Annotated in this window: 21 protein-coding genes; 12 read left to right on the plus strand and 9 right to left on the minus strand. The window is 73.5% G+C overall.

The features are described from left to right. Positions 1-32: 32 nt before the first annotated feature. Positions 33-1172 (minus strand): EAL domain-containing protein, encoded by a 1140-nt coding sequence (locus tag ACH34T_RS04755; RefSeq protein ID WP_395990699.1) that lies wholly within the window; start codon positions 1170-1172, stop codon positions 33-35. A 107-nt stretch (positions 1173-1279) separates the two neighbouring features. Beyond that, the gene (locus ACH34T_RS04760) at positions 1280-1675 is read right to left on the minus strand and encodes an ABC transporter permease (protein ID WP_395990700.1); all 396 of its coding nucleotides are present in this window, start codon (positions 1673-1675) and stop codon (positions 1280-1282) included. A gap of 168 nt (positions 1676-1843) precedes the next feature. Between ACH34T_RS04760 and ACH34T_RS04765 the strand changes: the two genes are divergently transcribed. Genes ACH34T_RS04765 through ACH34T_RS04775 form a run of 3 tightly spaced genes read left to right on the plus strand, consistent with a single transcriptional unit; the run spans position 1844 to position 3905 of the window. Further along, complete coding sequence (locus tag ACH34T_RS04765) at positions 1844-2482, plus strand: AIM24 family protein (RefSeq protein ID WP_395990701.1); 639 nt, start codon at positions 1844-1846, stop codon at positions 2480-2482. Next, positions 2482-3135 carry an AIM24 family protein gene (locus ACH34T_RS04770; protein ID WP_395990702.1) on the plus strand — a complete coding sequence of 218 codons (654 nt, stop codon included), beginning with the start codon at positions 2482-2484 and terminating at the stop codon, positions 3133-3135. Before ACH34T_RS04765 ends, ACH34T_RS04770 begins: the two co-directional genes overlap by 1 nt. 2 nt (positions 3136-3137) lie before the next feature. Beyond that, entirely contained in the window at positions 3138-3905 is a 768-nt protein-coding gene (locus ACH34T_RS04775; RefSeq protein WP_395990703.1) for an AIM24 family protein, read from the plus strand. A gap of 56 nt (positions 3906-3961) precedes the next feature. Here the strand turns inward: ACH34T_RS04775 and ACH34T_RS04780 are convergent, their stop codons facing one another. Then, positions 3962-4765 carry a VOC family protein gene (locus ACH34T_RS04780; protein WP_395990704.1) on the minus strand — a complete coding sequence of 268 codons (804 nt, stop codon included), beginning with the start codon at positions 4763-4765 and terminating at the stop codon, positions 3962-3964. Positions 4766-5082: 317 nt separating this feature from the next. On the opposite strand from ACH34T_RS04780, the gene ACH34T_RS04785 reads away from it, so the two are divergent. The 3 genes from ACH34T_RS04785 (at position 5083) to ACH34T_RS04795 (ending at position 7976) form a co-directional block, all read left to right on the plus strand. Further along, on the plus strand, positions 5083-6681 hold the full coding sequence (locus ACH34T_RS04785) for an ABC-F family ATP-binding cassette domain-containing protein (protein WP_395990705.1): 1599 nt from the start codon (positions 5083-5085) through the stop codon (positions 6679-6681). A gap of 116 nt (positions 6682-6797) precedes the next feature. Beyond that, positions 6798-7010: a helix-turn-helix domain-containing protein gene (locus ACH34T_RS04790; RefSeq protein ID WP_067886945.1), complete on the plus strand. Its 213-nt coding sequence runs from the start codon at positions 6798-6800 to the stop codon at positions 7008-7010. A gap of 144 nt (positions 7011-7154) precedes the next feature. Beyond that, positions 7155-7976: an enoyl-CoA hydratase/isomerase family protein gene (locus tag ACH34T_RS04795; RefSeq protein ID WP_395990706.1), complete on the plus strand. Its 822-nt coding sequence runs from the start codon at positions 7155-7157 to the stop codon at positions 7974-7976. A gap of 108 nt (positions 7977-8084) precedes the next feature. Here ACH34T_RS04795 and ACH34T_RS04800 read toward each other — a convergent pair whose 3' ends face one another. Further along, positions 8085-10028, minus strand: coding sequence for a Xaa-Pro dipeptidyl-peptidase (locus tag ACH34T_RS04800; RefSeq protein WP_395990707.1), 1944 nt, complete (start codon positions 10026-10028; stop codon positions 8085-8087). 362 nt (positions 10029-10390) lie between these two features. Between ACH34T_RS04800 and ACH34T_RS04805 the strand changes: the two genes are divergently transcribed. Next, positions 10391-12316: an ABC transporter ATP-binding protein gene (locus ACH34T_RS04805; protein ID WP_395990863.1), complete on the plus strand. Its 1926-nt coding sequence runs from the start codon at positions 10391-10393 to the stop codon at positions 12314-12316. A gap of 68 nt (positions 12317-12384) precedes the next feature. On the opposite strand, the gene ACH34T_RS04810 is transcribed toward ACH34T_RS04805, so the two are convergent. Beyond that, complete coding sequence (locus tag ACH34T_RS04810) at positions 12385-13368, minus strand: sulfotransferase family protein (RefSeq protein WP_395990708.1); 984 nt, start codon at positions 13366-13368, stop codon at positions 12385-12387. Between the two features lie 96 nt (positions 13369-13464). Between ACH34T_RS04810 and ACH34T_RS04815 the strand changes: the two genes are divergently transcribed. From ACH34T_RS04815 to ACH34T_RS04830, 4 genes are all read left to right on the plus strand, one after another. Beyond that, entirely contained in the window at positions 13465-14244 is a 780-nt protein-coding gene (locus tag ACH34T_RS04815; RefSeq protein WP_395990709.1) for an SIR2 family NAD-dependent protein deacylase, read from the plus strand. Positions 14245-14332: 88 nt separating this feature from the next. Next, positions 14333-15511, plus strand: a complete 1179-nt coding sequence (locus tag ACH34T_RS04820) for an LD-carboxypeptidase (RefSeq protein WP_395990710.1) — start codon at positions 14333-14335, stop codon at positions 15509-15511. After that, positions 15508-16398, plus strand: a complete 891-nt coding sequence (locus tag ACH34T_RS04825; protein ID WP_395990711.1) for a hypothetical protein — start codon at positions 15508-15510, stop codon at positions 16396-16398. The genes ACH34T_RS04820 and ACH34T_RS04825 overlap by 4 nt, the downstream gene beginning before the upstream one ends. Further along, on the plus strand, positions 16395-17531 hold the full coding sequence (locus tag ACH34T_RS04830; protein ID WP_395990712.1) for a glycerate kinase: 1137 nt from the start codon (positions 16395-16397) through the stop codon (positions 17529-17531). The genes ACH34T_RS04825 and ACH34T_RS04830 overlap by 4 nt, the downstream gene beginning before the upstream one ends. A 41-nt stretch (positions 17532-17572) precedes the next feature. Here the strand turns inward: ACH34T_RS04830 and ACH34T_RS04835 are convergent, their stop codons facing one another. Further along, positions 17573-18202: a YitT family protein gene (locus ACH34T_RS04835; protein ID WP_395990713.1), complete on the minus strand. Its 630-nt coding sequence runs from the start codon at positions 18200-18202 to the stop codon at positions 17573-17575. A gap of 93 nt (positions 18203-18295) precedes the next feature. Between ACH34T_RS04835 and ACH34T_RS04840 the strand changes: the two genes are divergently transcribed. Further along, entirely contained in the window at positions 18296-19765 is a 1470-nt protein-coding gene (locus tag ACH34T_RS04840) for a PLP-dependent aminotransferase family protein (protein ID WP_395990714.1), read from the plus strand. A gap of 60 nt (positions 19766-19825) precedes the next feature. On the opposite strand, the gene ACH34T_RS04845 is transcribed toward ACH34T_RS04840, so the two are convergent. From ACH34T_RS04845 to ACH34T_RS04855, 3 genes are all read right to left on the minus strand, one after another. Continuing rightward, positions 19826-20260: a CBS domain-containing protein gene (locus ACH34T_RS04845; RefSeq protein WP_395990715.1), complete on the minus strand. Its 435-nt coding sequence runs from the start codon at positions 20258-20260 to the stop codon at positions 19826-19828. Positions 20261-20422: 162 nt separating this feature from the next. After that, entirely contained in the window at positions 20423-22183 is a 1761-nt protein-coding gene (locus ACH34T_RS04850; protein ID WP_395990716.1) for an SDR family oxidoreductase, read from the minus strand. Continuing rightward, positions 22180-23058: a M24 family metallopeptidase gene (locus tag ACH34T_RS04855; RefSeq protein WP_395990717.1), complete on the minus strand. Its 879-nt coding sequence runs from the start codon at positions 23056-23058 to the stop codon at positions 22180-22182. The genes ACH34T_RS04850 and ACH34T_RS04855 overlap by 4 nt, the downstream gene beginning before the upstream one ends. Positions 23059-23123 lie beyond the last annotated feature (65 nt).

Consider the following 23123-nt stretch of genomic DNA (forward strand, 5'->3'; position numbering starts at 1 on the left):
GCCGGACGGGGCCGGGCTCGCGGCGGCCGGTCTCAGCGCGACAGGCTGCGGATGAGGTCGGCGACGCGGACGATGCCGAGGCAGCGCCCGACCTCGTCCACCACGACCAGGTCGTCGTAGACGCGCTCGTCCTCCCGCCCCGCGGCCCGCAGCGCCGCGACGGCCGGGACGGTGCGCGGCACGGGACGCGGCGCGTCGGCCAGCCGCGCGGCGGGACGGCGGGCGTGCAGCGCGTGCCCGTACGCGCCGGACAGGCGCAGCAGGAAACGCGTCCGGTCCACGGTGCAGCGGGGCCGCTGCCGGTCGTCGACCAGCACGACGCTGGTGATGCCGGTCTCGGCGTTCAGCGCGTTCAGCACCTCGCCCGCGGTCGCCGTGTGCGGCAGCGTCACCGCCGGGAGGGTGAACTCCGAGACCCGCGGCCCGAGCCCGAGTCCCGGATCCGGCCGCGCGGGCTCGTCCGCGGCGGCGACCGGGATGTGGATCGGCATCCCGGGCCGCCACTCCGGCGGCGCCAGCGCGGGCCCCTGGACGAGCCGCACCCCCGCGTCGCGCATGCGCAGCACCTGCTCCCGGGTCGCCATCTGCGGCGCCAGGACATGCGTCTCCAGGCGGTGCGCCAGCTCGACGAGGCTCCCCACCAGCGCCGCGCGGCGCGGCTCCGACACCGACCTGCGCGCCAGCTCGGGATCGAGTTTCAGCAGGTAGGACGCGCCGTCCACGAGCAGATCCAGCGGCGCGTGCGCGGCGCCGAGGCCGGCGAGGCCGACGAGGTAGCCGGTCCGGCGCAGCCCGGACAGCGCGGCGGTGACGGGCGGGCGCGCCGCCGGCGGGAACCCGCCCGACACGCAGATGATGATCTCTTGCGGGCGGCGTCCGGTGTCGGAGAGCCCGCGGTGCAGCTCGGCGAGGAGGTCGTCGCCGCGGGCGAGGGTCTCGGTGCGCAGGCCGATCTGCAGCGGCAGGGGCGTGCCGAGTCCGGTGGCGGCGCGGGCGGCCTCGACCGCGCGGCGCACGTCCTCGGCCGCCGGATCGGACCGCATCGGGCCGGCGGGGCCGGCCGGGGGCGCGTGCGCCTCCACCGCGACGACGGTTCCGGTGCCGAGGTCGACGACCGGATGGAACACCGCCCGGGCCGGTAGGAGGGCGTCAAGTGCATCGACTGCTGACACAGCCGCATCATGTCGCCCTACTCCGCCGCGAAACTAGATGTGTCAGCCGAAGTTAACCCAATATTCGCAGTTCACGGGGCATTCACGTCCTGGCGGCCACGCGCGGTTCAAAGTCCCCTACCGCCAGCGAAGGCCGACACCAGATAGGTCACCCCGGCGACGGCGGCGAGCCACACGAAGGCGGTGATGTCGGCGCCGCGCAGGGCCTGGACGGTCAGCCCGCCGACCACCGCGACGGTCAGCACGTCGCCGGTCATCGCCGCGGCCCGCAGGTGCGCGCGGGCGCGGGTGCCGGAGCCGAAGCCCTCACTGATCGGCAGCGCCGGCTCGTTGCGCCGGTACGCGAGGTACGCCGCGTAGCCGGCCAGCGCGGCGAGCGCGGCCAGGGCCGTCCCGGACCGCCCGTCGGCGGCCAGCACGGCCCCCACCACCACACCGGCGCCCAGGACGAGGCCGGGCACGGCCCACCTGCTGAGGCTGCGGCGTTCGGGAGCGATCCACATGGTGCTCATCCTTCCCGATCCGCCCGCGAGGCGGACCGTCAACGCGCCGGGCCGGTCGATAGTGGCCGGGCTGGTCGATAGTGGGGGACGCCCCCCAGGCCGACGGCTGTGTCTTCAGTGGGGGACGACGCCCCACGCCCCCCGCGAACAGCTGTATGTTCTCGCTTCGTGGCGCAATTTCGAATGAACGGCTCCAAGATGCTCGCCGTCGACCTCGGCGGCGAGACCATCAGGGCGCTGAACGGCTCCATGGTCGCCTACGAGGGCCAGATGTCGTTCAAACGCCAGGGCATGACGGGCGGCGAGGGGCTGCGGGGCGCGCTGAAGCGCAGGATCGCCGGCGAGGGCATGACCCTCATGGAGATCAACGGGCAGGGGACGGTCTACCTGGCGAGCGAGGCGACGGAGGTGACCCTCGTGCACCTGACCGGCGACACCCTGTTCGTCGAGTCCGAGAGCCTCCTCGCGCTCGACGGGAACCTGCAGACCGGCGTCCACTTCGTCGGGCTGCGGGGCATGGGCACCGGGCAGGGCCTCGCCACCACCAAGGTGGAGGGGCACGGCACGGTCGCGATCCTGTCCGAGGGACCGGCGATCGTGCTGGAGGTGACGCCGCAGACGCCGCTGTGCGTCGACCCGCACGCCTACGTCTGCCACCACGGGCAGCTCCAGCAGGACGTGGTCACCGACGTCAACTGGCGGACGGTGATCGGCCAGGGATCGGGGGAGAGCGTGCAGTTCCGGTACCAGGGGCACGGGCTGGTGTACGTCCAGCCGTCCGAGCGCGGCGGGATCTTGGAGATCTGATGGCCGGATACCAGTCGATCAACTCCAAGATGCTCCAGGTGCCGATCGGTCCCGGGCAGGAGGTCTTCAGCAAGCGCGGCGCGATGCTCGCCTACACCGGGCCGGTCTCGTTCGCGCCGACCGCGACCGCCGGGCAGGGCCTCGGCGGCACCATCGGACGCGCCGTCGCCGGCGAGCGCAGCGCGATGATGCACGTCACCGGGCAGGGCAGCGTCCTGTTCGGGCACGGCGGGCTCTACGTCACCGTCATCGACCTGGACGGCGCCGACAACCTCTACGTCGAGGCCGACCGGCTGCTGGTGCACGACGCGTCCCTCCAGGTCGGAACCATGTTCATGGGCGAGCAGGGCGGCGTGCGCGGCATCGTCCGCGGCGCGGTCACCGGGCAGGGCCTGTTCACCTCGACGCTCGCCGGGCACGGCTCGTGCGCGGTGCTGTCGCACGGCGGGGTGATGGAGCTGCCGATCAGCCAGGGGCGTCCCGTGCACGTCGACCCGCAGGCGTACGTGGCGCACCGCGGCCAGGTGCAGAACAAGCTCACCACGGCGGTGGGGCTGCGCGACCTGGTCGGACGCGGCTCCGGCGAGGCGTTCCAGCTCGAACTGAGCGGCCTCGGCGTCGTCTACGTCCAGGCCAGCGAGAGGAAGATCTGATCGTGAGCACGTACGGCACGCAGACGCAGACCTGGAACCCGGTGACGCTCCCGTCCAACGACAACGTCAACCCGTACGCCTTCAGCGTCGACCTCAACGGGCAGTGGTTCGCGCAGAAGGGCAAGATGATCGCCTACTACGGGCAGATCAGATTCGAGGCGCTGTCGGCGGGGCCGCTGGACTCCCTCGTCGCGCACACCTTCAACTCCCCGCTGTACGCGCAGGACTGGATCGTCGCGCAGGGGCAGGGGAAGCTCGTCCTCGCCGACCGCGGCTTCGACGTCAACTCCTTCGACCTGGACAACGGGAACCTCACCGTCCGGGCCGGGAACCTCCTGGCGTTCGAGCCGGGCCTGGAGCTCAAGCAGTCGATCATCCCCGGGTTCCTGACGCTGATCGGCACCGGACGGTTCGTGGCCGCCTCCAACGGGCCCGTCCACTTCGTCGAGCCGCCGATCAGGGTCGACCCGCAGGCGCTGCTCGGCTGGGCCGACTGCCCGTCCCCGTGCCACCACTACGACCACTCGTACATGCGCGGGGCGTTCGGCGCCGCCCGGATGGTGTTCGGGATCGGCGGGCAGTCCGGCGAGGAGCACCAGTTCGACTTCACCGGGCAGGGCACGGTGATGATGCAGTCGTCGGAGGTCGTGATGAACGAGGACGTCCTGCTGCGCGACCTCGAAGGACAGATCGGGCTGGTCGGCACGTCCGGGCTGCAGCGGCTCCAGCGCACCATCACCCAGCGGCTGTCCGCCGAACGCCAGGGCTGACCTGGGCGGGAGCGGCCGAGGGGCCCGTCCGGGCCCCGCGGCCGCTCACGGGCGGGTCACGACTCCGGGGCGGGCGCGGGCTTCATCACGCGGAACGGCACGCCGAACGGGTCGCGGACGGTGGCGATGCGCCCGTACGGGGTGTCGACCGGCTCCTCGTCGACCGTGCCGCCGCCGGCGCGGACCCGCCGGACGGCCTCGTCGGCGTCGTCGACCGCGAAGTAGGTGAGCCAGGACGCGACCTGATCCGTCCCGCCGCCGAGGACGAGGCCCTCCCCGCCGAGGACGCCGCCGATGTAGCGCCCGTCCGGACGGGCCGCGGTGGTGTAGTCGAGGCCCTCGGCGTCCGCCATCGGCTCGATCTGGTAGCCGAACAGCGCCCTGTAGAACTCGCGCGCGGGAGACGCGTCGCCCGGGACGAAGAGGTCGTTCCACGTGAACGACCCTGGATCGTTGACGATCCGGGAACCCGGGAGGCTGCTGCCCTGCCAGAGGCCGAACTGGCCGCCCTGCGGGTCCCTGACGATCGCCATGCGGCCGAGGTCCATCACGTCCATGGCCGGGACGACGACCTCCCCGCCCGCGTCCGTGGCGCGCTTCACCGAGCCGTCGCAGTCGTCGGTGGCGAAGTAGACGTTCCACCAGTACACGTCGGGCTGGTCCTCGGGGTTCTGCATCATCCCCGCGACGGGCTCGCCGCGCAGCATGCACGTGTTGTAGTGGCCCGCCTCGGGGCCCGCGTCCTGGAACTGCCAGCCGAGGAGCGTCCCGTAGAACGTCTTGGCCCGGTCGAGGTCGGGGACGCCGATGTCGAGCCAGGTGGGCGTGCCCTCAGGCGGATTGCTCGTGACATGGGTCATTCGACTCACACTCCTTCTGCGCCGGGGACCCCAGGGTCCCTGTGCTCTCCCGTCGCACGCCCGTGCCCTCATCCTGGCCCCTTCCCGTGCGTTCACACATCACCCGCACCGGATCGGCATGGCCCGCACCGGATCGGCGTAGCGCGCAGGGGATGGGCGTGGCCGGGGCGGGGCGTGCGTTCACGTACACTGGAACGATGGTTCCGCTCCCGAACTGACAGGCCCGCGCCGAGCGCGCCCCGGTCTCCTCCGTCGACCGAGAGGCGCGCTTCTTCGTGCCTGTCCACCGAGCCGTCCGTCAGGGGAGCCCTGTCACAGTGATCATCGCGAAAGACATCGAGCTGCGCGCCGGGTCGCGGCTGCTGATCGAGGCCGCCACGTTCCGGGTCAACCCCGGCGACCGGGTCGGGTTCGTCGGGCGCAACGGCGCCGGCAAGACCACCCTCACCAAGGTGCTGGCCGGGGACGCGCTGCCCGCGCAGGGCGCGGTGACGTCGTCCGGCACCGTCGGCTACCTGCCGCAGGACCCCCGCGACGTCGACCTCGCCGAGCTGGCCCGCGACCGCATCCTGTCCGCCCGCGGCCTCGACGAGGTCATCCGCAAGCTGCGCGCCGCCGAGGACGCGATGGCCGAGGCGACGGGCGCCGACCGCGACAAGGCCGTCCGCCGCTACGGGCGGCTTGAGGAGCGGCTGCACGTCCTCGGCGGCTACTCGGCGGAGGCGGAGGCGGCGTCGATCGCGTCCAGCCTCGGGCTGCCCGACCGGGTGATGACGCAGCCGCTCGGGACGCTGTCGGGCGGGCAGCGCCGCCGGGTCGAGCTGGCGCGCATCCTGTTCTCCGGCGCCGACACCCTCCTGCTGGACGAGCCCACCAACCACCTGGACGCCGACTCGATCGTCTGGCTCCGCGACTTCCTGAAGTCCCACCAGGGCGGCCTCGTCGTGATCAGCCACGACGTGGAGCTGCTGGGCGCCGTCGTCAACCGCGTCTTCCACCTCGACGCCAACCGCTGCGTGATCGACATCTACAACGTCGGCTGGAAGAAGTACCTCGACCAGCGGGAGACCGACGAGCGGCGCCGCAAGCGCGAGTCGGCCAACGCGCAGCGGCAGGCGTCCGCGCTGCTGTCGCAGGCCGACAAGATGCGCGCCAAGGCCACCAAGGCCAAGGCCGCCCAGCAGATGGACCGGCGCGCCAGGCAGCTGCTCGCGGGCGTGGAGGGCGAGCGGCAGGCCGACAAGGTCGCCAAGATCCGCTTCCCGGAACCGGCCCCGTGCGGCAAGACTCCGCTCACCGCGGAGGGTTTGTCGAAATCGTACGGATCTTTGGAGATATTCACCGACGTGGACCTGGCCGTCGACCGGGGCAGCCGCGTCGTCGTCCTCGGCCTGAACGGCGCGGGCAAGACGACCCTGCTGCGCCTGCTGGCAGGGGTCGACGAGCCCGACACCGGGTCGGTCGTCCCCGGCCACGGGCTGCGGGTCGGCTACTACGCCCAGGAGCACGAGACCCTGGACGTCGAGCGGTCCGTCCTGGAGAACATGCAGTCCGCGGCGCCCGGCATGGCGCCCGTCGAGGTCCGCAAGATCCTCGGCTCGTTCCTGTTCTCCGGCGACGACGTCGACAAGCCCGCGGGCGTCCTGTCCGGCGGCGAGAAGACCCGGCTGGCGCTGGCGATGCTGGTGGTGTCCAGCGCGAACGTCCTGCTGCTCGACGAGCCCACCAACAACCTCGACCCGGCCAGCCGCGCGGAGATCCTCGGGGCCCTCCGGACGTTCGCCGGCGCCATCGTCCTGGTCACCCACGACGAGGGCGCGGTGGACGCGCTGGCGCCGGAAAGAGTGATTTTGCTGCCGGATGGGGTGGAAGACATCTGGAGTGACGAGTTTGCCGATCTGGTGGCGCTCGCGTGACCTGCACGGTGACTTCCACAGATCTTTTCTGGCCGAGTGGGTAGCCGAACAGCCGGGAATGACTGATCATGGCGGGGGATAACGCAGCGGTCACCACATCACTACGGGAGGTACTCGTGGCCGAGACCCTTAAGAAGGGCACCCGCGTGACCGGTGCCGAGCGCGACAAGCTGGCGTCGGACCTGAAGAAGAGGTACGACTCCGGCGAGAGCATCCGCGCCCTGGCAGCCGCCACCGGCCGCTCCTACGGTTTCATCCACCGGATTCTGACCGAGTCCGGCGTCAACCTGCGCGGTCGCGGTGGCGCGACCCGGGGCAAGAAGTCCTGACCGGACACCGCCCCCGGATGAGCGCACGGCCCGGGCCGCCGCCGCGACCGACCGAGTAAGGTTCGGTCGCGGCGGCGGACGGGTTCCGGGTCCCGCCCCGTGGACGGCGGGGCGGGACCGGCACGCTCACCGAGAGGAAGGCGCATGGGGGACGCGACGGCGGACGGCCGACCGGAAACGGCCACGGAGCCGCCCGAAACCGGCGGTGCCGTGCCAGGTCTCGACGAGGCGGGGCTTCTTCTGGAGATCGACGGAGCCGTCGCCACCGTCACCCTGAACCGGCCCGAGCGGCGCAACGCCATGACGTTCGCGACCTGGCGCGGGCTCGCCGCGATCGGACGCTCCCTGCCCGCCGCCGTGCGCGTCGTCGTCCTGCGGGGCGCGGGCCCGTCGTTCTCCGCGGGCATCGACCTCGGCATGTTCTCCGGAGAGAGTGGAGGGCTGCCCGACGGCTCCGACCCCGAGGCCGCCGACCGCTTCATCGCCGAGCTGCAGGACGGCTACACGTGGCTGCGGCGCCCTGACATCGTCTCGGTCGCGGCCGTGCACGGCCACGCCATCGGCGCCGGGTTCCAGCTGGCGCTGTCCTGCGACGTCCGCGTGGTCGCCGACGACGCGAAGTTCTGCATGAAGGAGCCCGCGCTGGGGCTCGTCCCCGACCTGACCGGCACCAAGCCGCTGGTGGAGATCGCCGGCGTCGGGCGGGCGCTGGAGCTGTGCCTGACCGCCCGGACCGTGCACGCCGACGAGGCCGCCCGGATCGGGCTCGCCGAGATCCTCGTCCCGCGAGCCGGGCTCGACGACGCCGTCCGCGATCTGGTGGGCGCGCTGCTCGCCGTCGACGCCGGCGCCGCCGCCGCGACGAAGCGGCTGCTGTGGCAGGCCGCCGGGAACACCCTCGAACAGCAGTCCGCCGCCGAGCGCCGCGAGCAGATCGGCCGCCTCCGCGCGCTCTTCGGCACCTGACCGGCCTCTTCGGCACCTGACCGGCGGCTTCGTGGAAGACCGGCGGGCCGGGAGCATGGTGCCCCCGGCCCGCCGACGCCGCGTCCGCGGCGACCGTTGCGACTTCTCCTACTGGAGCGACTCGCGTCCGCCGCGCGCCAGCGGAAGCAGGATCCTGCTGACGCCGGGCCGCACGGCGACCTCGGTGCCCGCCGGGTAGCGCAGCGTGTAGTCGTAGTCGGTCGACAGCAGGATCACGCCGAGCCGGTGGCCGGCCTTGACGACGTAGTCGGTGGGTTCGAGGTCCCACCGGAACGTGTAGTCCTTGCCGGGCTTGATCGGCTCGGTGCGGCTGAAGCTGTGCCGGTTCCGCACGTCCAGCCATCCGCGCGTGATGACCTTGAACGGGGCGGTCTCCGTCCGCAGCGTCTGCCGGATCGTGCAGCCGACGTCGCCTTCCACGCTCTGCCCGAAGCAGACCTGCTCGCTCGTGTTGACCCGCGCGCCCGTCGGACGCGTGTCGGTGCCGTAGTCGACCAGCACCGCCGTCAGGTACGGCGACCGCCCGTCGAGCGACGCCCGCACGGAAAGCGACGGGATGCCGTCCACGCGGACCGGCTTGGGCAGCGGCCCCGTCAGGTAGGCGAGCCGGTTCGGGTCCGCCTGGTCCTCGTTGGCGAGGAGCTGTTCGGCGGTGCGGGTCCTGCCCGCGTCGAGGAACGTCTGCGTCCGGCCGGGCCGCGGCCGCAGCCCGAGGGTGCCCGGCTGCCCGGACGGCCCGGACGGCGCGGCGTTCAGGCTGAGCGGGACGGTGCGGGTGCCGGGCACGGGCCAGTCGCGGGCCGTCTCCCACGTCCCGTCCGGGTGCTCGACGTCCACCCGCGGCTCGCGCTCGATGCCGTTGCGGATGCCGTACAGGTAGCGGTCGAACCAGTGGTGCGTCTGCCGCAGCCACTCCTCGACGCGCCAGCGGAACGGCGTCGCGTGGTTGGCCTGGTGCAGCCACAGCTTGCGCGGCACGCCCGCCTTCCTCAGGGCGTTCCACCACTGGACGGAGTTCTTGACCTTGACGTTCCAGTCGTTGAGCCCGTGCACGACCATGACGGCGGCGCGCACCTTCCGCGCCTGGCCGACGTAGTCGCGCTGCGCCCAGACCTTGCCGTAGTCGCCGGTCTCGCGGTCCTGGGTCGCCGTGATGTCGTCGATGACCTTCGCGCAGACCTCGGGGTTCTGGCGGGTCAGCACGACCTTGGCCAGGATGTCCAGGTCCTCGCCCTGGAACCCGCCGGGCGCGACGACGCCGCCGCTCGCGCGGTAGTAGTCGTACCAGCTGGAGATCCCGGCGATCGGGACGATGGCCTTCAGGCCCTCGACGCCGGTGGCGGCGGCCATGTTCGGCAGCGTCCCGTTGTAGGACTGGCCGATCATGCCGACGTTGCCGGTGGACCAGGACGCCTTCGCCGGCGAGCCGTCCGGCGCCCAGCCGCGGGCGCGGCCGTTCAGCCAGTCCACCGCGGCCTTGGCGCCGGCCTGCTCGTCGCGGTCGCCGGACGTCGGGCAGCCGGTCGAGCCGCCCGTCCCGATGCTGTCCAGGTTGGCGATGGCGTACCCGCGCGGCAGGAAGTAGTTGTCGTAGTAGCCGGGGAAGATCTCGGCGAGACTGCGCTGCGGGGGCGCGAGGGACCGGCCCTGCGCGCCGTCGATGTCGACCGGATACAGCGGGATGTCGTGGGTGCCGGCCCAGTACGGGCTGGCCTCCAGGATCGTCGGGACCTTGAGCCCGGCGGTGTCGGTCTCCTTCGGCCGCATGATCCGCATCCGGACGCGGTCGCGGACGCCGTCGCGGTCGCTGTCGGCGGTGGTCTCGATGTCCACCGTCTGGGTGACGGCGTCGGCGCGGGAGTAGATCGGCTGCGTCTCGCCGTTCTGAACCAGCGCCTTCGCCGAGGGCGCCGTTTCGGGCGGCGCGGACCTCGTGGGTCCGGCCGCCCCCGCTGGGAGCGCGGTGAGGGCGAGCAGCACGGCCGTGAAGGTGATCACACCGGTGCCGCCGCGCGGGAGGCGTTGTTTCACAGGGGCTCCTGGGGGGTGTGAGCCTGAAGTTGTGGACATCATTAACCCGTAGCCAGGCGGTGAAGTCCATAAGCGGCCCGCGTCCGGCCGCCGCCAGCGCGTCACCGGCGGGCGTCGCCTGGACGGGGGCCGCGCCGTCCGGGGCGGCCGGCGGTTACGCCGTGAGCGGACGCGGGAAGGCGGCCCGGCGCGCGGGCGTTGTGATCACCGGACATCGACATGCTTACTTGATTACATAAGCTTGATCACGCGAGTTTGATCGCACGCGGGCCCTGATCGTGTGCAGGTTCGATGGCGTGCTGGTTTGATCGCGTGCTGGTTTGATCGCACATGGGCTGGACCCCTCGGAGGCACTTGTGGGAATGCCGGGAATGCCGGGCAACGGCTGGCAGGTGATGGCCTCGTTCCGCAAGGACGGCGCCGTCACCCAGCAGAAGCTCAAGCCCGGCACCGTCGGGCGGATCGCGGGCTACGCGCGGCCCTACGTCCGCGAGCTGGTGCTGTTCCTCACCCTGAACTCGTTCGCCGCGCTGATCGTCGTCGCCAACCCGCTGCTGCTGAAGGCGATCATCGACCGCGGCATCGTGCCCGGACGGCAGGACCTCGTCGTCTGGCTCGCCGTCGCCGTCGCGGGGCTCGCGCTGGTGGAGGCCGTGCTCGGCCTGGCGCAGCGCTGGTACTCGGCGCGCATCGGCGAGGGCCTCATCTACGACCTGCGCAGCCAGGTGTTCGCGCACGTCCAGCGGCAGCCCGTCGCGTTCTTCATGCGCGCCCAGACGGGCTCGCTCGTCAGCCGCCTCAACAACGACGTCATCGGCGCGCAGCGCGCGATCACCACCACGCTGTCGTCGGTGGTGTCCAACGTGCTCAGCCTGGCCATGGTGCTGGTCACCATGATGATCCTGTCCTGGCAGGTCACGCTGATCGCGCTGCTGCTGCTCCCGATCTTCATCCTGCCGGCCAAGTGGGTCGGCAAGCGCCTGCAGCGCGTCAGCCGCGAGCAGATGGTCCTGGACGCCGAGATGGGCTCGCTGATGACCGAGCGGTTCAACGTCGCGGGCGCGATGCTGGCCAAGCTCTACGGACGTCCCGCCGAGGAGGAGGAGAACTTCTCCCGGCGGGCCGCGCGCGTCCGCGACGTCGGCATCGTCGCGGCCATGTACGGGCGGGTGTTCTTCACCGCGCTCACGCTCGTCGCCGCCCTCGCCACCGCGATGGTCTTCGGCGTCGGCGGCTTCCTCGCCGCGGACGGCGCCTTCCAGCTCGGCACGCTCGTCGCGCTCGCCACCCTGCTGACCCGCATGTACGGGCCGCTCACCGCGCTGTCCAACGTCCACGTGGACGTCATGACCGCGCTCGTCAGCTTCGACCGCGTGTTCGAGGTCCTCGACCTCAAGCCGCTGATCCGCGACCGCAAGGACGCCCGCCCCCTCGACGGGGACGCCGCGTCGCCGTCGAAGGCGCCGTCGATCGAGTTCGACCACGTCCGGTTCGCCTACCCGTCGGCGGAGGAGGTGTCGCTGGCCTCGCTGGAGTCGATCGCGCGCACCGACACCGCGCCGGGACGCGAGGTGCTGCACGACGTCGACTTCACCGCCGCGCCCGGGCAGCTCGTCGCGCTCGTCGGGCCGTCCGGCGCCGGGAAGTCGACGATCACGCACCTGGTGTCGCGGCTGTACGACGTGTCCGACGGCGCGGTCCGGATCGGCGGCGCGGACGTCCGCGGCGTCGCCCTCGAATCGCTGCGCGCCGAGATCGGCGTGGTCAGCCAGGACGCGCACCTGTTCCACGACACCATCCGCGAGAACATGCGCTACGCCCGTCCCGAGGCGTCCGACGCGGAGATCCTCGCCGCGCTGGACGCCGCGCAGATCGGCGACCTCGTCACCGACATGCCCGAGGGCCTCGACACCGTCGTCGGCGACCGCGGCTACCGGCTGTCGGGCGGGGAGAAGCAGCGCCTCGCGATCGCGCGGCTGCTGCTCAAGGCGCCGTCGGTGGTCGTCCTGGACGAGGCGACCGCGCACCTGGACTCCGAGTCCGAGGCGGCCGTCCAGCGGGCCCTGCGGACGGCCCTCGCCGGGCGGACGTCGCTGGTGATCGCGCACCGGTTGTCGACGATCCGGGAGGCCGACCAGATCCTGGTGATCGACGGCGGCCGCGTCGCCGAGCGCGGGCGGCACGAGGAACTGCTGCTCGAAGGCGGCCTGTACGCCGAGCTGTACCGCACGCAGTTCGCGCACCAGCGCGACGAGGAGCGGCAGACCGAGCCGCTCGGCGCGGAGTGACAGCGGAGAGAAGCGCCCGCCGAGAGAAGCGCCCGCCGAGAGAAGCACCCGCTGAGAGAGGCGGCCGGTCAGAGATCGGTGCAGAGGCGGTAGCCGAGGCGCCGCAGCTCGGTCCCGGCGATCTTCTCGACCTGGGCGAGCTGCCGGGGCGTCAGCCGCTCCCGCCAGGACCCGACCCCGGCGTCGCCGTGCTCCCCGGCCGCGCGGACCAGGCCCGACAGCGCCGCCTTGGAGATCGGCGCGTCCAGGTACTCCGACAGGTCGGCGCCGACGCGGCGCGGCCCGCTCACCAGGTCCTCGTACCGGACGGTGAACAGCTGCTCGTCCGGGACCTGCCGCCGCAGCCGCGCGCTGAGCCGCACCGAGCCGCGCCAGCGCAGCGCGCACTTGACGGCGGGCGCGGCGCGCGGCCACCGGCTCCGCTCGGTGTGGTCCTCGACGCCGAGGAACGGGTTCGGGAACACCGTGTCGAGGTTGGCGAGGCCCGGCTTGAACCAGGCCAGGCAGCGCTCGTCGGCCAGCATGTCGGCGACCGCGTCGCGGCCGTCCCGGATGACCTGCACGAGCTGCGCGTCGGGGAACGCGTCCAGCAGCACGTCGGCGCTGTAGATCAGGTCGGGGGACGCGTCGGCGAACCGGACGATCCCGCCCGGCTCCACGCACGGCTCCGCGGCCTCGCCGCCGGGCCCGTCGGCGGGGCCACCGCCCGGCCGCCCGGGGCGCTCGGACGGCCGCGGCGGGAGTCCGGCCAGGTCGCGGCACTCGCCCGGGCACTGGGCGCAGGACCGGGCCGACACCAGCCACGCCTCGGCGTAGGCGTCGCGCAGCACCCGCGCCGCGCCCTTCCCGCGCTCCGTCGCGATCGCCGGCTGCCGCGCGAACGCGTACGTGACGCGCAGGACGCCGTGACGCCCGGTGGTCAGATGGAAGCCGGGGGAGCGTTTCACCGCGCGCGCCAGCCGCTCCGCGCCGGAGTGCGGAGCGCCCAGGATGAACACCGGGCGGCGGACCTTGGTGCCGTTGACCACCAGGATGTGCGGCGTCGACCTCATACCGGGCCAAGTTTGTCACCTTTTGAGGGCTGAGTCGGCCGGTGACGCTCCGTGATGGGTCCACCGACGTACCGTTCGGGGCCTAACATGTTGCGGGTGGACGCTCCCCAGACGCTCGCCGCGTTTCTGCCCGGCGCAGAGGCGATCACCGTCCTCACCGGCGCCGGCGTCTCCACCGACAGCGGCATCCCCGACTTCCGCGGCCCCCAGGGCGTCTGGACGAAGGACCCGGCCGCGGAGGCGATGTCCACGATCGACGCCTACGTCGCCGTCCGGGACGTGCGCCGCCGCGCCTGGCGGTCCCGGCGCGACAGCCCGGTCTGGGACGCCGAGCCCAACGCCGCCCACGCCGCGCTCGTCGAGCTGGAGCGGGCCGGGCGGCTGCGCGCCCTGATCACCCAGAACATCGACGGGCTGCACCAGCGCGCCGGGTCCGCCGCCGCCAAGGTCATCGAGATCCACGGCACCATGCGCGAGGCGGTCTGCCTGTCCTGCGGCCTGCGCACCCCGATGCCCGAGATCCTCGCGCGCGTCGACGCCGGCGAGGACGACCCGCCCTGCGCGGCCTGCGGCGGCATCCAGAAGTCCGCGACGATCTCCTTCGGGCAGGCCCTCGACCAGGACGTCCTCGACGCGGCGATCACCGCGGCCCGGTCCTGCGACCTGTTCCTGGCCGTCGGGACGTCGCTGACCGTCCAGCCGGCCGCCGGGCTGTGCCTGGAGGCCGTCGACCACGGCGCCCGCCTGGTGATCATCAACGCGGCGGAGACGCCGTACGATGGGCTGGCCGACGCGGTGCTGCGGCGGCCGATCGGCGAGACGCTCCCGCGCCTCGCCCGAATCGCACTCGGTACGGGGAGCTGGACCGGGAGATGATCTGTTGGAGGGTCGTGACCGGTCGCCTCTTCCGCTGGCGTCCGGATCCTGACAAGCTCTATCCGTCGTGGTGCGAGGAGGGATCGGGTTGAACAGCGGGGGCGCCCGCGCGGAGGCGGCCGAGGAGCCGTCCGACGCGCCCGCCGCCGGGCCGCCGGGAGGTCCGGGGCCGGTCCCGGAGGCCCGCAGGTACGGGCGATTGCGGCCCGGCGACCGGGTCGTCGTCGTCGCGCCCAGCGGACCCGCCGAGCCCGCCCGGCTTGAGGCGGGCTGCGCCGTTCTCCGCGATCTCGGCCTTGACGCGGTCGTCGGAAAGCATGCCCTCAACCGTGTCAACCTCGGTGTTGATGGACCGGTCCGCGACGACTGGCACCGGCTGGCGGGCGGCGACGCCGACCGGGCCGCCGACCTCCAGGCCGCCTGGTGCGACCCGCGGGTCCGCGCGGTGATCTGCGCGCGGGGCGGCTACGGCGCCACCCGCGTCCTCGACCGGCTCGACTGGGACGCCCTCGCCGCGGCGGCGGAGGCGTCCGCCGCGTCCGGCCGCGGGCCGAAGATCCTGCACGGCTCCAGCGACGTCACCGCCCTGCACGCCGCCTTCGGGACGCGGCTCGGCGTCACCACGTCGTTCGGCCCGATGCCCGCAGGAGTGATCGCTGATCTCGCCCCGGCCGTATCGCAGGGCATGCCCGACGAAAGACTCGACGGCCTCCGCGCCGCCCTGTTCGGAGGCCCCGTGACTCTGCCCGGCACGCACGCGCTGCGGCCGGGACGCGCGGAAGGCCCCCTCACCGGCGGCACCCTGTCGCTCCTCACCGCCCTGCTCGGCACCCCCTACGCGCCGCCGCCCGCCGCCGGCCGCATCGTCTTCCTGGAGGACGTAACGGAGGCGCCCTACCGGATCGACCGGATGCTCGTCCAGCTCCTCCAGGCGGGCTGGTTCGACGGGGCCGCCGGGATCGCGCTCGGCTCCTGGCGCGACTGCGGCGACCCCGCCGAACTCGACTCGGTGTTCGCCGCGCGGCTCGGGCCGCTCGGCGTGCCGATCCTCGCCGGGCTTCCGGTGGGTCACGGCCCGCGCCAGCGGACGCTGGAGCTCGGCGCGCCCGCCGTCCTCGACACCGCCCAGCCGCACCCCGCCCAGCCAGACACCGCTCAGCCGGGCAACCCGCTGCCCGACACACCAGTTCTTGATTCAGGCCCGGACCCCGCCGTGCCGTTCGCCGGCGCGCTCACCCTTGAAGCGCCCCCAGGAGGTGCGCGATGAGCGGCCGCCACGCACGTTCCCGATCGTGGGACGACGGCACCCTCGAATCGCTGCTCGTACTCGTCGCCGAGAGCCTCGGCTACGCCTGCCGCCGCGCGCCCGGCGAGATCGTCATGCTGGAGGGGCCGCGGCGCCTGCCCGTCAACATGCGGGACATCCGGCAGCTCGCCCGGCTCGTGCCCCGCACGGACTGGCCCGCCGTCGTGTCCGACTACGTCACCACCATCGTCACCTCGATGGAGGAGCCGCTCGACCTCAGCGACTTCGACCTCGCCCAGCACCTGCTGCGCACCCGCATCTACCCCGACGAGGCCGACAACGGCGGGCTGGCCGCGCGCCCGTTCGCGCCCGGCCTGATCGAGGTGGTGGTCGTCGACACGCCGACGTCCGTGCGGACGCTCAGCAAGGAGGAGATGAACGGCTGGCCGGTCTCCGGCGACGCGCTGTTCATGCTCGGCCGCGCGAACGTCCGCGGCGACGGGCCGCTCCAGGTGGACGAGCAGGATCTCGGCGGCGTCCGCGTGTCCGTCCTGCACGGCTGGACGTTCTACGTCGCGACCCACCTGGCGTGGATGGAGGAGTACCTGCCGATCGGCCCGCACGGCGCGCTGGTCATCGCCCCCAACCGCAGCCTCATCGTCACCCACCCGCTGCGCCTCGCCGAAAGCCATCCGAGGGCGCGCTACCGCACCGCCGTAGCCGCCGCCACGGAGCTCCAGGCCCAGGCCCACCGGGCCTACGAGGAGGGGCCGGGCTCACTCAGCCCCCACCTGTACTGGTGGCGCGCCGGTGAGATGACCTACCTCGAAACCCGCTACGACGGCGACACGCTGGTGCTGCCCCGCGAGTTCTCCACCGTCCTGGCCACGCTCGCCGCCGAGCGGTGACCGGACTGCGGGTCGTCGTCGCCCCCGACTCGTTCAAGGGCGGCCTGCCCGCCGCCGCCGTGTGCGCGGCCGTCGAGGCCGGTGTCCGCCGCGCCGTGCCCGCCGCCGAGGTCGTCGCGATCCCGATGGCCGACGGCGGCGAGGGGACCCTGGACTGCTTCCTCGGCGCCCGCGGGGGCGACGCGGTCGAGGTCGCCGCCACGGACCCGCTCGGCCGCCCGGTCCGGGCGCGCTACGCCCTGTCCGGCGACGGGCGGTCCGCCGTGGTGGAACTGGCCGCGGCGTCCGGGCTGCCGCTGGTCGAGGACGTCCCGCCCGACCCGCTCAACGCCGCCACCACCGGCACCGGCGAGCTGATCGCGGACGCGGTCCGGCGCGGCGCCCGGGACGTGCTCGTCTGCGTCGGCGGCAGCGCCAGCACCGACGGCGGCACCGGCCTGCTCCGCGCGCTCGGCGTCCGGTTCCTGGACGCCGCCGGCCGCGACCTGCCCCCGGGCGGGGCGGCCCTCGCCCGGCTCGCGCGGATCGACGACTCCGGCGTCCCGGACGCGGTGCGCGCCGCCCGGTTCCGCGTGGCCTGCGACGTCGCCAACCCGCTCGTCGGGCCGGACGGCGCCGCCGCCGTGTTCGGCCCGCAGAAGGGCGCGTCCCCGGCCCAGGTCCGGGAACTGGACGCCGCGCTGACCAGGTTCGCCGACGTCGTCGCCGCGCGTTCCGGCGTCCGCGTCCACGACCTGCCGGGCGCGGGCGCGGCGGGCGGCGCCTGCGGCGGCCTCGCCGGCGTGCTCGGCGCGGAGCCGTCCGGCGGCGCCCCGCTGGTTGCGGAGGCCGTCGGGCTCCCCGCCGCCCTCGCCGGCGCCGACCTGGTGATCACCGGCGAGGGCCGGGTGGACGGGCAGAGCGCGGCCGGCAAGGTCGTCTCCGCCGTCGCCGCCCTCGCCAAGGAGCACGGCATCCCCTGCATCGCCCTCGCGGGGAGCGTCGCGGGGCCGCTGGACGGCCTGCACGCGCTCGGCCTCACCGCCGCCTTCAGCCTCGCCGACGGCCCCCGCACCCTGGACGAGCTGAAGGCGGAGGCCGCGCCCCTGCTCACCGCGCTCGCCGACCAGGCCGTCCGCCTCTTCGCCCGCTGAGCGCGAGCGGTTCGCGCGCTCAGCGCGGGCGGGTCCGCGTGCTACGCGGGAGCGGGCTCCGGGTCGGCCTCAGGCGCGGGTTCGGGGACGGGCGCCTTGATCGTCAAGGCGGGCAGGAAGGCCTGCGTCAGCGGGCCGATCGCCACCGCGTAGAGGATCGTCCCGACGCCGAGGGTGCCGCCCAGCAGCCAGCCCGCGGCCAGCACGCTCAGTTCGATCCCCGTGCGCACCCCGCGGAGGGACCAGCCGCGTGCGGCCAGGCCCGTCATCAGCCCGTCGCGCGGGCCTGGACCGAGGCCGGCGCCGATGTAGCAGGCGGTCGCGAACCCGCCCATCACCACGGCGGTGACGAGGTACGCCCAGCGCGCCGCGAGCGCGTCCGGGCCGGGCAGCAGCCAGAGGAACAGGTCCGCGAAGAGGCCGATGAAGACGACGTTGCTGATCGTCCCGACGCCGGGCCGCTGCCGGAGCGGGATCCACGCGAGCATGACCAGCGCGCCCACGATGATGATCCAGACGCCGATCGACAGACCGAGACGCCGGGACAGGCCCTGGTGGAAGACGTCCCACGGGTCGTTCCCGAGGCCCGACGACACCTGCAGGGCGATCCCCAGCCCGTAGAAGGCCAATCCGACGTACAGCTGCGCCACCCGGCGCACTTTCAAGGCCATTGCAGCGCTCCAGATCCAATAGCGGCGTCAATGAAGCCATCCTGGCCGCGAGTGGACTGGTGATTACAGTGCCAATATGGGAAAGTGGCTTGTGTGAGTACACGGTATGTGAGCGGTTCCCACCTGGCCCGGCTGCTGGGCGACGTCGCGCGGGAGCGTCCCGTGTACGCGGCGCTCGCCCAGGCGGTGCGCGGCCTCGTCCTGGACGGACGGCTCGCCCTGCGCACCCGCCTGCCCGCCGAACGGGACCTCGCCGCCGCGCTCAAGGTCAGCCGCACCACCGTCACCGCCGCCTACGACCGGCTCCGCGACGAGGGCTACGTCGAGAGCCGGCAGGGCGCGGGGAGCTGGACGGCGCTGCCCCCGGTGCGGATGTCGTCGGCCGAGCCGCAGATGGCGGCGGCGCACGGCGGCCGCTTCGGCAAGGCGCACCCCACGCCCGACGACCCGTCGTTCATCGACCTCGGCTGCGCCACCCCCGGCGCCCCGGCGATCTTCGGCGAGGCCGTCGCCGCCGCCGTCGACGAGCTGCCCCGCTACAGCTCGGGCCCCGGATACGAGCCCGCGGGGCTCGCCGGCCTGCGGCAGGTCATCGCGGACGGCTACGCGGCGCGCGGCGTCCCGACACGGCCCGACCAGATCGTCGTCACCACCGGCGCGCAGCACGCGTTCACCCTGCTGACGCAGGTCCTCGTCGAGCCGGGCGACGCCGTCATGGTGGAGCGCCCGACCTACCCGCACGCGCTCGGCGCGCTGCGCGGCCGCGGCGCCCGGCTCGTCCCGGTCGGCGTCAACGAGGGCTGGGACGTCGAGCTCGCCGCGGGCGCCATGCGGCAGGCCGCCGTCCGGACCGCCTACGTGATCCCCGACTTCCAGAACCCGACCGGGCATCTCATGCCCGCCGCCGAGCGGGCCGCGCTCGTCGACGCTGCCCGCCGCGCCGACGCGTTCCTCATCGCCGACGAGACGTTCGCCGACCTCGCCCTCGACCTTCGCGCGCCGCGCGAGGCGCCGCTCGCCGCCCACGACTCCGGCGGCCGGGTCGTCACGATCGGGTCGGCGTCGAAGCTGCTGTGGGGCGGGCTGCGCATCGGCTGGATCCGCACGACGGCGCCGCTGGCCCGCCGCCTGACCATCGCCCGCGAGCCGTCCGACATGGCGAGCCCCGTGCTCGAACAGCTGATCGTCCAGGAGCTGCTGCTGCGCGTGGACGAGGTCAGGGCCGAGCGCGCCGAGAGCCTGCTGCGCGGCCGTGACGCGCTCGCCGCGGCGCTGCGCGAGCTGCTGCCCGGGTGGGAGTTCCGGCTCCCCGCCGGCGGTATGTCGCTGTGGGCGCGGATCGGCGCGCCCGTCGCCTCGCTGCTCGCCGAGGCGTCCGAGCGGCTCGGCGTCCGGGTCGTCGCCGGGCCGGTGTTCGGCGTCGACGGCGTCCTGGAGGACTACGTCCGGCTGCCGTACGTCCTGCCGCCGGACACGCTGCGCCCGGCCGTCGAACGCCTGGCCCTGGCCTACCGCCAGGTCGAGGCGGCCCCCGCCGCCCGCCCGCTGCCCGCCTACGTCTGAGGCGGGGAGGGGCCGGGCGGCAGGGGCCGCGTCTGCCTGTCAGGGACGTCCTGCCGGACGTCAGGGGACGTTCTGGATGTAGTCGACGAGGTGCTCGCGCTCGCTCTGCAGCTCGTCGATGGCGCTCTTGACGACGTCGCCGATGCTGACGATCCCGGTGAGCCGGCCGTCCTCGAGGACGGGCACGTGCCGGATCCGGTGCTCGGTCATGGTGCGGCGCAGGTCCTCGACCTTGTCGGCGGGGCCGCAGCTGCGGACCTCCGCGGTCATGATGTCGGAGACGGGACGGTCGAGCAGCGCCGCGCCGCGCTCGTGCATCCGCCGTACCACGTCTCGCTCGGACACGATTCCGGCGATGGACGCGCCGTCCGGCGAGACCACCACCGCCCCGATGTTGTGCTCGGCCAGGACGGCGAGCAGCTGCCGCACGGTGGCCTCGGGCCGTACCGTGGCCACCGCGCCTCCCTTCCTCCGCAGGATGTCGCGAATCCGCATGCATCACGCTCCGGTGCCGTTCCGGGCCCGTCCGGCGGCCCGGTCAGAGGTTGGCGGGGCCGGTCGCAGGGCCTGTCCTGCAAAGGTCGCATGTTCCGGCCCCTGGGGAAACCCCGGGCGCGTAAACCGTCGGCGTTCACCGGCCGGCGTCGAGCCGGGCGTTCACCGGCCGGCGTCGAGCCGGGCCAGGAGGCGCATGACGCGCGGCGCCGCACGGGACGCCACATAGCCCAGCCGCGCCTCGGGCGTGACGGGGACGACGGCCCTGTCCCGCCGGACGGCCGCGACGATCTGCCGCGCCACGCCGTCCGGGCCGTACCCGCGCCGCGCGTAGGCCCGCGCGGCCCGCTCCCGGCTGCGCGCCTGCTCGTCCCCGTCCCGGCCGACGAACCGGGACGTCCTGGTGATGTTGGTGTTGACGATGCCCGGGCAGATGGCGCTGACACCGATGCCCTTGCCCTTCAGCTCGGCGCGCAGGCACTCCGACAGCATCAGCACGGCCGCCTTGCTCGTCGCGTAGGCGGGCAGGGCGCGGGACGGCGTGTACGCCGCGGCCGACGACGTGTTGACGATGTGCCCGCCCTGCCCGCGTTCCACCATCTGCGCGGCGAAGAGCCGCGAGCCGTGGATGACGCCCCAGAGGTTGACGTCCAGGACCTTCCGCCAGTCGTCGGCGGTGTGGTCGAAGAACGAACCGGCCATGCCGATCCCGGCGTTGTTGACGACGACGTCCGGCACCCCGTGGTCGTGCAGGAAGGACTTGGCGAAGTCCTCCATCGCGGCGGGGTCGGACACGTCCACCTTGAACGCGTGACCCTCCGGGCCTAGCAGACCGGCGAGTTCCGCCGTCCGCTGGGCGGTGGCCGGGTCGAGGTCGGCGGCGACGACCTCGGCGCCCTGTTCGGCGAACGCCAGCGCGGTCGCGCGGCCGATGCCGCTGCCCGCGCCGGTCACGACCACGAGCGAACCGTCGAACGGTCGCCTGCCCGGCCCGACTTTGGCGCGCCGCAGCGCGCGCGACTCGGCGGCGGTGAGCGGGCCGCCTGCGACGCCCGTGACGTGCTCGGCGATCCAGCGGGCGACGACGTCCGGGTGGCTGCGCGGCACCCAGTGCCCGGCGGCGATCGGCCGCAGCGACAGGTTCGGGACGCGCCCCGCCAGCCCGCCGACCAGGTGCGGCGAGACGAACAGGTCCCTGGTGGGGACGATGACCTGCGTCGGCACGTCCGTGCGCCGCTCGCGCGGACGGGACAGCCGCCGCACCATGTTCGCCCGGTACAGCCCGACGCCGGACGCGCCGTCGCGCCCGATCGTCCGCGCCGGGTGGCCGTCGCGTGCCGGGACGCCCTCGCCCAGCTCCAGCGCCCGCGCGAACGGCCGGGACATTCCGGCGCGCCACAGCAGCTCCGGCAGCAGCGGCGTCTGGAAGAAGTAGATGTACCAGGACCGGACGGCCTGCCCCGCCGCCCGCCTCAGGTTGGACGGCGTCGGACGGGCCAGTGCGCGCCGCGTCCAGTGCGCGACGTGGTCCAGGCACGGCCCGGAGATCGAGGTGAAGGACGCGAAGCGGTCCGGCATCGTGCAGACCGCCTCCCACGCCTGGATCGAACCCCAGTCGTGCCCGGCCAGATGCACCGGACGGCCGGGCGCGGTGGCGTCCAGCACGGCCCGCATGTCGGCCATCAGATGCTCGAACGCGTAGTGCCTGCGTCCGAACGGCCTCGACGACGCCCCCGCACCGCGCACGTCGTAGCGGACGACGTGGAACCGGTCCGCGAGCCGTCCGGCCACCTCGTCCCAGACGGCGTGCGTGTCGGGGTACCCGTGGACGAGCAGCACGGTGGGCCGCGACCGGTCGCCCTGCTCGTAGACGGCCAGATCGACCCCGTCGCCCTGGACACGCCGCGTGCTGACGGACGTCATCGGGTCGCCTCGCCTTTCTGCGGGGCGGCCCCGAGACCCCCGTGGCGCCGGGCCCACCGGTGCACGTGGGGGAGGTCGTCGTCGAGCCAGTACGCGTCGTCCTCGGTGACCACGAGGATCTCCTCGAACTTCACGCCGACGCCGCGGAACCCGATGTGCGGCTCCACCGCCCACAGGCCGGGCGTCGGCGCGTGCCGCGACTGCGCAGCCCCGTTCCAGAGCGGCGAGCGGCCTTCGAGGCGCTCCTTGACCAGCTCCCGGCCGATGGTCTGGAGGAACCGGACGCCGAACGGGAACCCGACGCGCTTGGGCAGGATCCCGCCGATGATCCCGACCTGGTGGCCGATGACCCGTCCGGGGTACTTGCGGTGCCGGTTCTGGTACCCCTGCCGGTCGATGAGGGCGTCCACCTCCGCGTAGACGTCGGCGAACGTGCGGCGCTCGCGGACGAGGTCGAGGATCAGCGCGCGGTAGGCGGCGAGGTCGGCGTCCAGGCGCTCCCAGATCCGGTTCTCGCCGAGGACGCCGCCGTACCCGATGTCGGCGGAGTAGCCGTTGCGCACCGGCGCCATGTCGAGGATGTAGGGCATCCCCTCCTCCAGCCGCGTCGCGCTGGGGAGGAACTGCGTCGGGACCTTGAAGCCGCGGAACGCCGACCGGTCGCCGAACCACGCGAACGGCGTGTGCAGCCAGTCGTCCACGCCGCGCTCGCGCAGCCACCGCCGCATCCGCCGGCACGCGTCCCGCTCGGTCACGCCGGGTTCGAGCGTGGCGGCGACCTCGTCGGCGCACCGGTAGCACAGCCGCTGGACGTCACGGAATCGCTCCAGCTCCGCTTCGTCGTGCACGCGGGCGAGCGCCACTTTATTGGACACAGAGTTAATAAATCGCCCGGACGGCCGTCGGGTCAAGAGGCGGTGACGTGAGGCTCACCACGGGC

This window comes from Actinomadura sp. 9N215 (assembly GCF_044326345.1).
Classification (GTDB): domain Bacteria; phylum Actinomycetota; class Actinomycetes; order Streptosporangiales; family Streptosporangiaceae; genus Spirillospora.